The organism is Corynebacterium urinipleomorphum (genome assembly GCF_900155535.1).
GTDB lineage: Bacteria > Actinomycetota > Actinomycetes > Mycobacteriales > Mycobacteriaceae > Corynebacterium > Corynebacterium urinipleomorphum.
Window position 1 is genome coordinate 57759 of the sequence record NZ_LT706961.1, and the last position, 13298, is coordinate 71056.

The 13298-nt window shown below is 65.3% G+C and carries 13 protein-coding genes; 4 read left to right on the forward strand and 9 right to left on the reverse strand.

The features are described 5' to 3' along the window. Positions 1-5: 5 nt before the first annotated feature. Positions 6-476, forward strand: a complete 471-nt coding sequence (gene ybaK / locus CZ338_RS00345; RefSeq protein WP_087116049.1) for a Cys-tRNA(Pro) deacylase — start codon at positions 6-8, stop codon at positions 474-476. On the opposite strand, the gene CZ338_RS00350 is transcribed toward ybaK, so the two are convergent. After that, positions 477-1178, reverse strand: a complete 702-nt coding sequence (locus CZ338_RS00350; protein ID WP_087116051.1) for an SOS response-associated peptidase — start codon at positions 1176-1178, stop codon at positions 477-479. It abuts the gene before it with no gap. Between the two features lie 43 nt (positions 1179-1221). On the opposite strand from CZ338_RS00350, the gene aroA reads away from it, so the two are divergent. Then, positions 1222-2493: a 3-phosphoshikimate 1-carboxyvinyltransferase gene (gene aroA / locus CZ338_RS00355; protein WP_162287279.1), complete on the forward strand. Its 1272-nt coding sequence runs from the start codon at positions 1222-1224 to the stop codon at positions 2491-2493. Beyond that, positions 2486-3499, forward strand: a complete 1014-nt coding sequence (rsgA, locus tag CZ338_RS00360; RefSeq protein WP_087116055.1) for a ribosome small subunit-dependent GTPase A — start codon at positions 2486-2488, stop codon at positions 3497-3499. The genes aroA and rsgA overlap by 8 nt, the downstream gene beginning before the upstream one ends. A 25-nt stretch (positions 3500-3524) precedes the next feature. On the opposite strand, the gene CZ338_RS00365 is transcribed toward rsgA, so the two are convergent. Together CZ338_RS00365 and CZ338_RS00370 are read right to left on the reverse strand one after the other, a co-directional pair. Then, positions 3525-4019, reverse strand: coding sequence for a DUF6912 family protein (locus tag CZ338_RS00365; RefSeq protein ID WP_204211790.1), 495 nt, complete (start codon positions 4017-4019; stop codon positions 3525-3527). Then, positions 4019-4429, reverse strand: a complete 411-nt coding sequence (locus tag CZ338_RS00370; RefSeq protein WP_087116057.1) for an HAD-IA family hydrolase — start codon at positions 4427-4429, stop codon at positions 4019-4021. The genes CZ338_RS00365 and CZ338_RS00370 overlap by 1 nt, the downstream gene beginning before the upstream one ends. A gap of 219 nt (positions 4430-4648) precedes the next feature. On the opposite strand from CZ338_RS00370, the gene CZ338_RS00375 reads away from it, so the two are divergent. Then, on the forward strand, positions 4649-5026 hold the full coding sequence (locus CZ338_RS00375; RefSeq protein ID WP_087116059.1) for a hypothetical protein: 378 nt from the start codon (positions 4649-4651) through the stop codon (positions 5024-5026). Between the two features lie 12 nt (positions 5027-5038). Here CZ338_RS00375 and secA read toward each other — a convergent pair whose 3' ends face one another. From secA to mtrA, 6 genes are all read right to left on the reverse strand, one after another. Then, a complete protein-coding gene (secA, locus tag CZ338_RS00380; RefSeq protein ID WP_087116061.1) occupies positions 5039-7582 on the reverse strand; it encodes a preprotein translocase subunit SecA in 2544 nt (847 codons plus the stop codon). A gap of 222 nt (positions 7583-7804) precedes the next feature. Continuing rightward, a complete protein-coding gene (gene hpf, locus CZ338_RS00385) occupies positions 7805-8482 on the reverse strand; it encodes a ribosome hibernation-promoting factor, HPF/YfiA family (RefSeq protein WP_087116063.1) in 678 nt (225 codons plus the stop codon). Between the two features lie 112 nt (positions 8483-8594). Next, on the reverse strand, positions 8595-9074 hold the full coding sequence (locus tag CZ338_RS00390) for a ComF family protein (RefSeq protein WP_235839370.1): 480 nt from the start codon (positions 9072-9074) through the stop codon (positions 8595-8597). Positions 9075-9199: 125 nt separating this feature from the next. Beyond that, positions 9200-10954 carry an LpqB family beta-propeller domain-containing protein gene (locus tag CZ338_RS00395; protein ID WP_087116067.1) on the reverse strand — a complete coding sequence of 585 codons (1755 nt, stop codon included), beginning with the start codon at positions 10952-10954 and terminating at the stop codon, positions 9200-9202. Beyond that, complete coding sequence (mtrB, locus tag CZ338_RS00400; RefSeq protein WP_328588344.1) at positions 10954-12546, reverse strand: MtrAB system histidine kinase MtrB; 1593 nt, start codon at positions 12544-12546, stop codon at positions 10954-10956. The genes CZ338_RS00395 and mtrB overlap by 1 nt, the downstream gene beginning before the upstream one ends. 63 nt (positions 12547-12609) lie before the next feature. Then, complete coding sequence (gene mtrA, locus CZ338_RS00405; protein WP_087116069.1) at positions 12610-13293, reverse strand: MtrAB system response regulator MtrA; 684 nt, start codon at positions 13291-13293, stop codon at positions 12610-12612. Positions 13294-13298 lie beyond the last annotated feature (5 nt).

A 13298-nucleotide genomic window follows, 5' to 3' on the forward strand; every position in this document is an offset into this window, starting at 1 on the left:
GCCCTATGGCAGCGAAGACTCATGCGTTGGAAGTAGTGCAGGAAGCGGGCGTGGAGCACGAGGTCCTCTCCTACACCGCGGGCACGGACCATTTCGGGGAGCACGCGGTTCAGGAGCTGGGACTCGACGCCGCACAGACGCTGAAGACGCTGGTCATCCACCACGAGCGCGATTATGCGGTGTGCTGCGTCCCGGTCGCCGGGCACTTGTCGCTCAAACACGCGGCGAAGGCGCTCGGCTGGAAGAACGCGGAGATGGCGGACCCGAAGGCCGCGCAGCGCCTCACCGGGTACATCGTGGGAGGCATCTCGCCGCTGGGAACCAAACAGGCATTGCCCACGCTTATCGACGCCTCGGTGCGCCCCTCCCCCACCATCACCGTCTCCGCGGGTCAGCGTGGCCTGTCCATCGCAATGTCGCCAGCGGATCTCGCGGAACTATGCAGTGCAGAGTTCGCGGACATCGCGTCTGAGTAATCAGCCAACCGGTGTCGTGCTCATCGAGCCGTCGCCGATGAGTTCGGCGTACTCGTTGCGTATATTGCCCACTTCTTGAGCGGCGGGGCGCCACTGCAGCTGGTCGGCGACGCGGGAGGGGTGCACGAGCTCGAGGGCTTCCTCCGGCGTGCCGTGGACCCACTGCTCGATCTCATCTTCGCGGAGGAACAACGGAAGGCGGTGGTGCAACCACGCCATGTTCTCGGCGGCGTCGGTGGTCACCATCGTGGTGGAAAGTTTGTCCAGACCGGTCTCCCACAGCGCCGCGGCGTACAGCATTCCGTGTTCCGGGCGCACGAAATACGGCTGCTTCTCTTTCTTCCCCGACGCGGTGGACTCGCCCTGCTTCCACTCGTAATACCCGTCTAGCACCATCAGGCCGCGGCGGTCCTTGAAGGCGGAGCGGAACGAGGGCTTCTCGGCCACCGTCTCGCCGCGAGCATTGAATAGGGGCGGGCCGGTCTCGTCTTTCTTCCAGGTGGGGAGGAGACCCCACCTAGCGGCGTCGATAAGCGCTCGCTCGCCGTTGACTCTAATGAGCGGGACTTGCTGCGTGGGCCCGATGTTGTAGCGCGGCGGCGGGGTGCCGTCGGGGGCGTGGACCTCCGTGATGCCTGGCAATGAGCCGACAGCGTCGATGAGGTCATCGCCGGTGGTGAAGAGAACGAATCGTCCACACATGCCTTCCCATTATGCCCGCGGACGGCTGGGTAGGATGGCCCGCATGACGCAATTGTGGCCAGCGCCGTTTCATCCTGAGCCGTTCACCAGCACCGTGGTGGTGCCCGGCTCGAAATCGATCACGAACCGGGCGTATGTGCTCGCTGCTCTCGCGAGCGAACCGAGCACTCTCGTCGGCGCGCTGCGCTCCCGCGATACCGACCTCATGCAGGGCGCACTTGAGGCGATGGGTGTCCAGTTCACCGCCGACGGCGACCGCCTCACTGCGACCCCGGGGACGCTGACCGGCGCCACGATCGACTGCGGTCTGGCGGGTACCGTCATGCGTTTCGTTCCCGCTGTCGCCGCATTCGCGGACGGCTCGGTGCATGTCGACGGCGACGAACAAGCCCGCGTGCGTCCCGTGGACACGGTGCTGGACGCGCTGCGCGATGCTGGCGTGGACATCGAGGGCGACTCGCTGCCGTTCACTGTCCTCGGCACAGGCGTGGCGGAGGGCGGCCGGATTGAAATGGATGCTTCGAAGAGCTCCCAATTCGTCTCCGCGTTGCTGCTGGCGGGTGCGCGTTTCAAGGACGGTCTGCACATCGTCCATACCGGAGAGCGTGTGCCATCCGCGCCCCACATCGAAATGACTGTGGATATGGTGCGCGCCGCAGGCGTGAAGGTCGATTCCGGTACCAATGAATGGACCGTGCACCCGGGCCCCATCGCGGGCGGCACGTGGGTGATTGAGCCGGACCTGTCCAATGCCACACCCTTCCTCGCGGCCGCAGCCGCGACGGGTGGAACGGTGAGCATCCCCCACTGGCCGCGGAAGACGACGCAGGCCGGCGACGTCATCCGGGAGATCCTCGAAAACATGGGTTGTAAGGTGCGCTTTGAAGGCGACGAGGATGACAGCACCCTCATCGTGACCGGCCCGGCGCCAGGCGAGCTGAAAGGCATCGAGCTGGACATGGGCGATATCGGGGAGCTCACCCCCACTGTCGCGGCGCTGGCCACGCAGGCGTCCACACCGAGCGAACTGACCGGCATCGCGCACCTGCGCGGGCACGAGACCGACCGGCTGGCCGCGCTCACCGCGGAGATCACAGGGCTCGGCGGCCAATGCGAGGAGCGTGCGGACGGCCTCCGCATCACCCCCGCTCCCCTGCACCGCGGCACCTGGCACTCCTACGCCGACCACCGCATGGCCACGGCCGGCGCGATCATCGGTCTGACCACGGAGGGCGTGGAGGTCGAGGACATCGGTACCACAGCGAAGACCCTGCCTGGCTTCGACGCAATGTGGACGGACATGCTGCATGGCTAGGCGCGGCGGACGGGACTTCTCCAGCTACGACGAATCGGATGTGAAGGTCCGGCCGGGCAAGGGTTCGCGCCCGCGGTCAAAGGACCGCCCGAAGCACGAGGATGCGGTGGTGGGCTTGGTGATCACCAAAGACCGCGGCCGCTGGGGCGTGGTGCTGGAAGACGGCACGCGTGTAGTGTGCATGCGCGCCCGCGAGCTGGGCCGCACCTCTATCGAGGTCGGTGACCGCGTCGGGGTGGTAGGCGACACAAGCGGGGTCAAGGACACGCTGGCGCGCATCGTCAAACGCGAAGAGCGCACCTCGGAGCTGCGCCGCACAGCCGACGACACCGACCCGTACGAGCGCATCGTGGTGGCCAACGCGGAGATCCTCCTCATCGTCTGCGCTGTGGCCGATCCCCCGCCGCGCACCGGGTTCGTGGAGCGAGCGCTGGTCGCCGCATTCGTCGGCGGTGTCACCCCCGTGGTGTGCCTGACCAAGTCGGATCTGGCGGACCCGGGCGAATTCGAAAAGGAGCTCGCGGATTTGGACGTGGAGGTCCTGCGCACTGGCATCGACGACGACGTGGCGGCGCTGCTCGAGCGTATCGAGGGCCGCCTTTCCGCCGTCATCGGCCACTCCGGCGTGGGCAAATCCACGTTGGTCAACCGGATCGTGCCTGACGCCAACCGCGAGACCGGGGAGGTCTCCGGTGTGGGCAAGGGCCGCCACACCTCCACCCAGTCGGTGGCGCTGGAGCTGCCCGGCGGCGGTTGGATCATCGACACCCCCGGCATCCGCTCCTTCGGCCTGGCTCACGTATCGCCCGAAGAAGTGATCGCCCCGTTCCCGGATCTGGCTGAGGCGACGGAGCGTTGCCCGCGCGGCTGCACGCACGCCGGTCCGCCGGCGGACCCGGAGTGCGCGTGGGACGAATTCGACCCCGACTCCGTCATCGGACGGCGCGTTCAGGCTGTGCGGCGCCTGCTGGTGGCGCTGCGGATCAACGAGACGACGTACGACTAGTCGCGGCTAGGCCGCCTCACAGCGCTTACAGCAGTTCGACGAGGAAGGGCAGCTCAGTCGGGTCGTAGAAGGCCAGGTAATTGTCCTGGGCATCGCCCACGGCGAGTTCGGCGTCTTGGTCGCCGAGATCAGCGGCGTCGATAAGCTCGGTCGCGCGCTTGGTTGCTTCCTCCGCGTCGGCGATGTCCACGTGGATCGCGGCGACGTCCTCGAGGGTGACGGGGACGGACAGCTTCACCACGGACTCTCCCATGTCGGGCTGAGGCACGGCATCCACGTCGGCGGAAATGACCACGCGGCGGTGCGGGAAGTCCGTCTCGTCACCAATGGCCAACAGGCGCAGGGAGGCGAGCGCGGCGTCATCGAATGCGACGGCCTCAATCTCCTCTTCGTCGCCTGAAGTGAAGAACTCCGTCAGCGCCGGCGTGGCGGCGAAGCCCCACCCGCTGCGGGCGTGGACGGTGCCCTCCGCGTCGAGCTCCTTGAGCATGGCGAAGGTGGCGGGAATGTAGACGCGCACTAGAACTCGCCCTCAATGCCGTAGAGCGACTGGATTTCCACAACCGTGCGGTCGAATGCGGTGTGCAGGATGCCGATCAATCCGGCTTCAACTGCGCCGCGGACGTTCAAAATGTCGTCGTCGATCATCGTGCACTCCTCCAGCGGCAAACCGATCGCGTCGGCTGCGGCCTGGAACGCAGCCTTCTCCGGCTTTTCCACCCCGACCTCGCCGGAGAGCACCACAGCGTCGACGTGGCCGCGGAACTCCCACTCGCGGATGGAGTCCGCTTCCGGGCCGCCCGGGTCATTGGACAAAATAGCTGTGCTGATCTCGTTGTCCTTCAGCGCGGCAAGCAGCGCCTGCCAGCGTTTCACGTCCTCGCCGTCCACGTCGAGCACTCCGGCGTAGTCCACAATCAAACCCTGCATCAACGTCCCCGTTTCCTGGTGTCGTAGTGTCCTAATGACTCAAATGGCTTCGCTGCCGCCCCGCATTGTCTACTTCAGTAGACCTTGAGCGGCTGATCTTCCCGGACAACCCGCCCGGATCCTGGCACAATACTACCTAGCCCACGCCGCGTCCGCCCCCGGGGTGAAGCGCCGAGAACCACCTCTCGGCCGCATTCTTCACACGGAGGTTTTGAAGCAATGTACTACCCCGTTCCTGGCCACACGCACATGAAAGTGCTCCTCCCCGCGCCAGCTTCGCACCCTTCGCCGCCTCTACGCAGGCCCGCTATTTCCCTGCGCGAGTCCCCGTCGTTCTCCCCGCTGATCCGGGTGGCGCTGGACGCCGCATTCGGCATCCGGGACATCCGCGCACTGCAGAAACGGACCTTCGCGCCTATGGTGCGCACCTATGTGAGGGCGCGGCGGATCGGCGGGCTGCCACCCGGTCACGTGCGCGTGGACACCAGCCGGCGACGCGGCCACGAGTTCTTCGGCACAGCTGTGTCCGAAGGCACGCGCTACGCCTGGGTGGCGCGCGTCAAAGCGGACCGGCTCGAGTCCTTCCGGGTGCTCTAGGCCAGGTTCGGCCTAGGCCTGCTCGATCGGCTGCTGCTCCTGCTGCTCGAACTGCTTACGCAGCATGAACAGCTGACGGACGGTCTCTTCTTTCACGCCGTCGTTCATGGCGTTGAACATGTCGCCGCCCTCCTTCTGGTACTCCACCAGAGGATCCCGCTGCGCCATCGCGCGGAGGCCGATGCCTTCCTTGAGGTAGTCCATCTCGTAGAGGTGCTCGCGCCACTTGGTGTCGATGATCGGCAGAATCACCATGCGCTCCACATTGCGCATTTGGTCTTCACCGCCGATGGAAATCACCTTGTCCTCGAGCTCGTCGTAGGACTTGTGGGCGTCATCGAGCACAGCCTGACGCAGCTGCGCAGAGGTGAGCTCACCCGGGGAACCGTACTCAGCGCCGTCGATAAGCTCCTGCGGAGTGACATTCGGGCCGTAGAGGGAGTCGAGCGCATTCCACAGCTCGTCCAGATCCCAGTCCTCGACGTAGCCGTCGTACGTGGCGCCGTCGACGTAGGCGCCGACGGTGTCATCGATCATGCTGCGGATCTGGTCCTTGATGTCCTTGGCCTGCAGGATTTCCAGGCGCTCGCGGTAGACGACCTTGCGCTGCTCGTTGAGCACCTCGTCGTACTTGAGCACGTTCTTGCGTGTCTCGAAGTTCTGGTTCTCCACCTGGGACTGCGCGCCCTTGATGGAGCGGGAGACCATGCCAGCCTCGATCGGGACGTCATCGGGGACGTTGAGGCGGTTCATCATGTTCTCCATGGACGCGCCCACGAAGCGCACCATGAGGTCGTCGCGCATGGAGAGGTAGAAGCGGGTCTCACCCGGGTCACCCTGACGGCCGGAACGGCCGCGGAGCTGGTTGTCGATGCGGCGGGACTCGTGGCGCTCAGTGCCGATGACGTAGAGGCCGCCGGCCTCGCGCACTTCGTCGCCGAGCTGCTTGGAGCGCTCCTTGGCCTTGGGCAGCTGCTCGTCCCATGCTTCCTGGTACGCCTCTTCGTCCTCGAACGGATCCAGGCCCTGCTCCTTGAGCTTGGCGTCCAGCAGGACCTCGGGGTTACCGCCCAGCACGATGTCGGTACCGCGGCCGGCCATGTTGGTGGACACGGTGACGTTGCCCGGCAGTCCCGCCTCGGCGATGATGCGGCCCTCTTCCTCGTGCTGCTTCGCGTTGAGCACATTGTGCTTAACGCCCTTGCGCGCAAGCAGCTGGGATAGGTACTCGGAGCGCTCGACAGAGGTGGTGCCCACCAGCACAGGCTGGCCTTTCTCCACGTGCTCAGCAATGTCCTCGGCGACCGCGGCGAACTTGGCTTCCTGCGTCTTGTAGATCAGGTCGTCTTTGTCCTGGCGGATATTCGGCTTGTTCGGCGGGATCGCCACAACGCCGAGCTTGTAAATCTGGTTGAGCTCCGCCGCCTCGGTCTCGGCCGTACCGGTCATGCCGGCCAGCTTGTCGTAGAGGCGGAAGTAGTTCTGCAGCGTGACCGTGGCCAGGGTCTGGTTCTCGTTCTTGATCTCCACGCCCTCTTTGGCCTCGATGGCCTGGTGCATGCCCTCGTTGTAGCGGCGGCCGGGCAGGATACGGCCGGTGAAGGAGTCGACGATGAGAACCTCGCCCTTGCGGATGATGTAGTCCTTGTCGCGCTCGAAGAGCTCCTTTGCCTTCAGCGCGTTGTTCAGGTAGCTGACCAGCTGGGAGTTCTCGGGGGCGTACAGGTTGTCGATGCCCAGCTGGTCCTCGACGAACTCCACGCCTTCCTCGGAAACGCCGACGGTGCGCTTGCGCTGGTCCACCTCGTAGTGGATGCCCTCGCGCATGCGGGGCGCCAGCTGGGCGAAGACGGTGTAGAACTGGCTGGATCCGTCGACGGGGCCGGAAATGATGAGGGGGGTACGAGCTTCGTCAATAAGAATCGAGTCGACCTCGTCCACGATGGCGAAGTCGTGGCCGCGCTGCACCATCTCGTCGACCGATTTGGTCATGTTGTCGCGCAGGTAGTCGAAGCCCAATTCGTTGTTGGTGCCGTAGGTGATGTCGGCGGCGTAAGCCTGCTTACGCTCCGGCGGACGCATCTCGGAAAGGATCACGCCGACCTCGAGGCCCAAGAAGCGGTGGACGCGGCCCATCATCTCCGCGTCGCGCTTAGCCAAGTAATCATTCACCGTGACAATGTGGACGCCCTTGCCCTCCAGCCCGTTGAGGTACGCCGGCAGCACAGAGGTCAGGGTCTTGCCTTCACCGGTCTTCATCTCGGCGACAGAGCCGAAGTGCAGGGCGGCGCCACCCATGATCTGCACCTTGTAGTGCTTCTGCCCCAGCACGCGCCAGGATGCCTCGCGGGCGGTGGCGAAAGCCTCCAGCAGAATGTCGTCCATGGACTGGCCGTTTGCCAGCGCCTCCTTGAACTCGTCGGTCTTCGCCTTGAGCTCATCATCGGTCAACGCGGCGTATTCGTCCTCCAGAGCGAGAACGTCGTCCGCGATCTTGGAAAGGCGCTTGACTGTGCGGCCTTCACCGGCACGCAACAGCTTGGACAGTCCGAACACGTTGTGCTTCCTTTTCGGGGTTGGATACATTTTGCGCGACCAGGGCGCCGTAAACGCGACGGCCTTGCTCGCTGTTCAAACCGCTATTGTACGCACGCACGAAATCCGGACCACTCTGAGGCGCACACGAAGTGCTGGTAGTCGACTGTGAAAATGCTTCCGCCCGCTCCCCCGGCGCGCGCAGCGAGGAAACGGGCAGGGCCTGTCACATGTCAGCTGTGCTTATTCGCCAGCTTCCTCCTCGGGCACGAGGGTGATCAGACCGTAGTCGTACGCGTGGCGGCGGTACACCACGGACGGGCGGTTGGTCTCGGAGTTGATGAACAGGTAGAAGTCGTGGCCCACCAGCTCCATCTCGGACAGGGCATCGTCCACGCTCATCGGGGTGGCCGGGTGTTCCTTGGTGCGCACGACCTGGCCGGGCAGCTGTTCTTCAACCGCGTACGGGTCGACATTGGCCTGCTCCTCCTGCTGGGAGCGCGCCTGCTCAGCCTCGGCAGCGAGTTCAGCGGCGATCTGGCCGGTGGACTTCGGTGCGCGGTGGCCGCCCATGGAGATCTCGCGGCGGACCTTGACCTTGCGGAGGGAGCGCTCCATCTTGCCCACAGCGGACTCGAGCGCGGCGTAGAAGCTGTCTTCCTTGGCCTCTGCTCGGGCGAGGTGCCCTTTGCCGGTCGCGGTGATCTGGATGCGGTTGGCCTGCGCTTCACGGCGCGGGTTGGGCTCGTGCTGCAGCTCGACGTGGAAGAAGGTCAGGGACGGATCGAGTTTCTCGATCTTGGCCAGCTTGCTGTTCACGCGCTCCTGGAAGTGCTCCGGAACCTCGACGTTTCGGCCCGTGATGGTCACCTGTGCTTCGGGGGCCAGGGCTTCGTTGTTGTTCTCGTTTGCAGAGGTCATCTGCTTTCCTCCTTCTGGTCGGGAACGTCGAACGCAATCGCTCGCTCTACTTAGAATTATACCGCCCGCCACCCCGCGGTTTCCATGAGTTCACGTGTTTGTAACGCTGCTTCTAGGCAGCCGCCAGAACAAGGCACGCGCGTACATCGCCACCACAGGCAAGCAGCTTTTCGACGCTCGCTTGAAGCGTCGCCCCCGTTGTCACCACATCATCCACCACGATGACGGGGCGGGTGGGCACAGCGGAGATGGACACCATGCCTTGGAGGTTCCGCCGCCTGCCCGATTCATCGAGCGAGCCTTGATCGGGGGTGTCCTCCGCGAGACGCAGCACCGGGTGCGTCGGGTACTGCGCCGCCCGGCAGATCGCGGTGACCGGGTCGCCGCCTCGGGATCGGGCGGACGTGGCGCGAGTGGGCGCCGGCACTAGGTGCGCGCCGGATGGGATTTCTCCCTGCGCTTCCAAGTGACGCAGAGCAGCGGCGAGCACCGCGCCGACATGCCGCCGCACGGTCATGTTGTTGTGCTCCTTCATGGCCAGGATCACCCCGCGGTGCGGGTCCGCGTAAGGGCCGAGCGCGAACACTGGCACATGGACAGGCGCGCCGGGGGTATGCCGGAACGGGGGAGATGCGAGCTGCGTCCGGCACCGCGGGCAGAGCAGGTGTCCGGGTGTCCGGCACCCGGCGCACCGCCGCGGGAGGAGCAGCTCGCCGATCACGGCCGCGGCACCACCGGGGCAGCACGCACGCCCTGCTGGCCGGGCACTTCGCGCCAGTTCAGCGAGTCCTTGGTGGGCAGCGGCATGCGCATGAGCACCTTGGAATCGGTGATGTACATCGTCTCCGCCGTTGCGCCAACTGCGACAACAGGTCCGCCGACGTTGCCGGAGGGCAGAGCGGTGAGGGAGGACCCGTCCTGTTCCACCCGCATCACAGGGCGCTGGTTCGCTGAGGTGCCCACCAGCAGGGAACCATCTGGCTGCCAGTCGACGCTGACGGCGGAACCATCCAGCTCCACGTCGGCGTACTTCGCGGTGTTGACCACCGCTCGCTGCCCGTTCTCGCGCCGCTCCACCACTCCGACGATGAGGTGCCCGTCAACGATCATGGCCACGCGCGAACCGCTGTCGGACAGGCGCAGGAAGGTGATTTCACCATCCACATTCGGCGGCAGCTGCACCTGGACGCTAGACACGTCCACCTCCCCCGTCGCCGCGGAACGGTCTGCGCGGATGACGCCTTTACCGTCGGCGACGACCCAGGCAGCATTGTGTCCCGGCTCCAAGGTGGGGCGGGTGAAGCTCCCGGCGCGCTGAACCTCTTTGCTGGGTCCGTCCACGTTGCCGGCGACAAGCGCCTGCTCGTTATCGCTGACGTTCACCACCGCGGCGTAATTGCCGTCATCGCCGATGTCCACGGAGGACACGCTGCCCAGCTTGTTCAAGGACTCTACTGGCTCGACCACCGGCTCCTCACCGTCGCCGAGCTTGTCCACACTGGTCACTCCCCCGTCACGCAACGTGTACAGGTCCGGGCCCCCGTCGATCTCTTTGATCGGGTCGAGTTCGCGGAATTGCTCGGTGGTCAGCTCCTGCGTCTCCCCCACCATGGGCACGCCGTTGAGCGTGACGGGGTATGGGCCCGGAACACCTGCGGATGCGAGCGTCCACACCACCTGCGCGGCAAAACGGGCACGAGTCTTCTCATCCGCATCAGCCAACCCCGTGAAGCGGTACACACCGTCGTTGGAGCCGGTGAAAGCCGCGTCATCTGCCGCAGCAGTGGACACAGCAGGGGCGATCACGGACGAGGGGCCCTCCACAAGCAAGTTCAACAACGCGTCCTCCCGGGACGCAGATCCGGAATACACCCAACGGCGGTCGGGGGTGAGCGCTTGATCGGTCGAGTCGTAGAAGTAGACGTTGCGTGGCTCGTAGTGGTTGCGCAGCTCGACGCGGTCCACCACGACGTCGTTAGGCAAGCCAGCGATGCGCCACTCGCCGTCTTCCTGCGCCAGTTCCATCGTGGCCTGGTACTGCTGGTTCTGGGGCCGGAAAACACCACCGGGGCCCAGGGAGCCGACGATGCGGCCCTCCACCGCATACGAGCGCTTCGTCTGGTCCGTCAGGGGCCGAGAGGTGAGCTCGAAAGTGTCCAGGATCAGGATCTCCTCGCGGGGTTCCCACACCTCCTGCATTGGCCCCGTCAGATAGCGGCGCGCGGCTTCGTACTGGCCGGACGGGTTGGCGGAAGCGGTGAAGAATTCGCGCAGCAGCAGGTCCGGTTCGGCGTTCTTGGTCGGCTCCATCTCCAGTTGCGGGTCCGGGCGCCCCTCAAACTCGTGCAGGACGTGCGGCTCCGTGGTGGTCGGCAGCGTCGCGCACCCTCCGACCGCGAAGAGAGCTACAGCGGAGCAGGCTGCCGCGGTTGCCTTCAGGGCTGGTTTCTTGAGCGGAGTGTGTGCGGCCATCACTGCTCACGCTCCTCGACTGGGGTGGCGGCAGGGGCTGCTGAATCAATTCCCGCATCGGCGCGGGCGGTGCCCTCAGGCTCGGACGCGTCATTCTTCTCGGGCGCGCCGGGGGCGTGCAGCTGCAGCGGCGCATCGGTGAAGCCCACCTCCGGGTCGCGCGGCAGCACAAGACGGAACTGGGACCCCACACCGGCGGTGCCTGCGGCATCAAGAGTCCCGTGGTGTAGCAGGGCATCCTCCCGCGCGATGGCCAGGCCCAGGCCCGTACCGCCGGAGTGGCGTTTGCGGGAGGAATCCGCGCGCCAGAAGCGGTTGAAAACCAGCTCCTCCTGCCCCGGCTTCAAACCCACACCACCGTCGGTGACGGTGATTGCCACGGCTTCGTCGTTAGCGGCCAGCTCCACGCACACGGGGTTGCCCTCAGAGTGGTCAATCGCATTCGCGAGCAGGTTGCGCACGATGCGTTCGATGCGGCGGGAGTCGCCGACCATCTGCACAGGCTCTTCGGGGATGTCGAACTCGACTGCCACGTCGAGTTCTTCGGCCAGCACAGATGTCTGGGACCACGCGGACTCGATCGGCGAGCGTGCGTCGATGGTGGCGGTGGAGAGGTCGGCCACGCCGGCGTCGTGACGCGAAATCTCCAGCAAATCGGCGAGAAGAGCTTCGAAGCGGTCCAGCTCGCGGATCATGAGCTGGGAAGCGCGGCGCGTGTGCGGCTCAAGGCTTTCCTCGTCCGCCGCGATCATGTCGGCGGCCATGCGCACCGTGGTCAGCGGGGTGCGGAGCTCGTGCGACACGTCGGAGGTGAACTGCCGCTGCAGGTCGCCGTACTCCTCCAGCTGGGTGATCTTGCTTGACAGGTTGTCGGCCATGTCGTTGAACGACAACGCCAGGCGGGCCATCTCGTCTTCCCCTTCGACAGCCATGCGCTCGCGCAGGTGGCCGCCGGCAAGGCGCTCCGCGATGCGGGACGCGGAACGCACCGGCGCAACCAGCTGTTGGGACGACAGCCAGGCAATGCCCACCAAGAGAACAACGACCACGATGCCGGCGGAGGTGAGCAGACCGCGCATGAGCGCTAATGTCTGGCGTTCGCTGGCCATGTCCATGACCAGGTAGAGCTGCAGCCCCGGGATATCGGAGTCTGTGGGGGTGCCGATGATCAAGGCGTCATACTGCCGGCCCCCGTTATTCACCGGGTTGAACTGGTAGGCCACCTGGCTTTGGGAGACGAAGTCGATCAACCGCTCCGGCACAGTGAAATCCTCCGGCGAGGTGATCACGCCGTTGTTCTGCGGCACCACCAACACCGGCTCATACGCACCGGTGGCAGGCTGATCTTGCTGGGAACGCTGAGCCAGCGCCGCACGCGCGGTGTTCAGGCGGCTCTGCGTGGATGCGCCCGTGGCGGAGGTATTGCGCAATTGCTCTTCCACCGTGCCGCGGACACGCTCCAAGTCGTATTGGGCGTTCTCGATCTTGAGGCTGACAAGACGCTCCGTCACCACAGACGCAAGAGCAAGGGCGAGCACGCCCATGACAATCGCCGAAACGATGAGCACCGTGCCCACAAACCGGACCTGCAACGAGGTCCGCCACCGGTGGGCGAGGCTTTCCCTGGCCCGTTTCAGATTGGTAGCCAGGGTCTGTTACACCCCCGACCGTCCAGTCTTGTAGCCCACGCCGCGCACGGTGAGGACAATCTCGGGGTTCTCCGGGTCGTGCTCGATCTTGGCGCGCAGGCGCTGCACATGGACGTTGACCAGACGGGTGTCGGAGGCATTGCGGTAGCCCCACACACTCTCCAGGAGCTCTTCACGGCTGTGCACCTGGTGCGGTTTGCGGGCGAGCTCCACAAGCAAATCGAATTCCAGCGGGGTGAGATTGATCTCGGTGTCGCCGCGGGTGACGATGTGCTGGGGCACATCGATAGTCAAGTCCCCGATTTCCAGCACCTCCGACGGTTCCTCGGTGTTCTGGCGCAGACGGGCGCGGATGCGCGCGACCAGCTCGCGGGGCTTGAAGGGTTTGGTGATGTAATCGTCCGCGCCTGATTCGAGGCCCAGCACCACGTCGACGGTGTCGGTCTTGGCGGTGAGCATGACAATCGGTACCGCCGATTCCTTGCGGATCTCTTTGCAGATGTCCACGCCGCTCATGCCTGGGAGCATGAGGTCCAGCAAGATCAGGTCCGGCTGGTAGCTGTGGAATGCCGGGATGGCCTCCAACCCGTCGGTGACGGGCTTGGCTTCAAAGCCTTCGGCCTCCAGCACGATGGTGAGCATCTCGGAGATGGCGGGGTCGTCGTCGACAACGAGAATCTTCGGCGTCATCAATA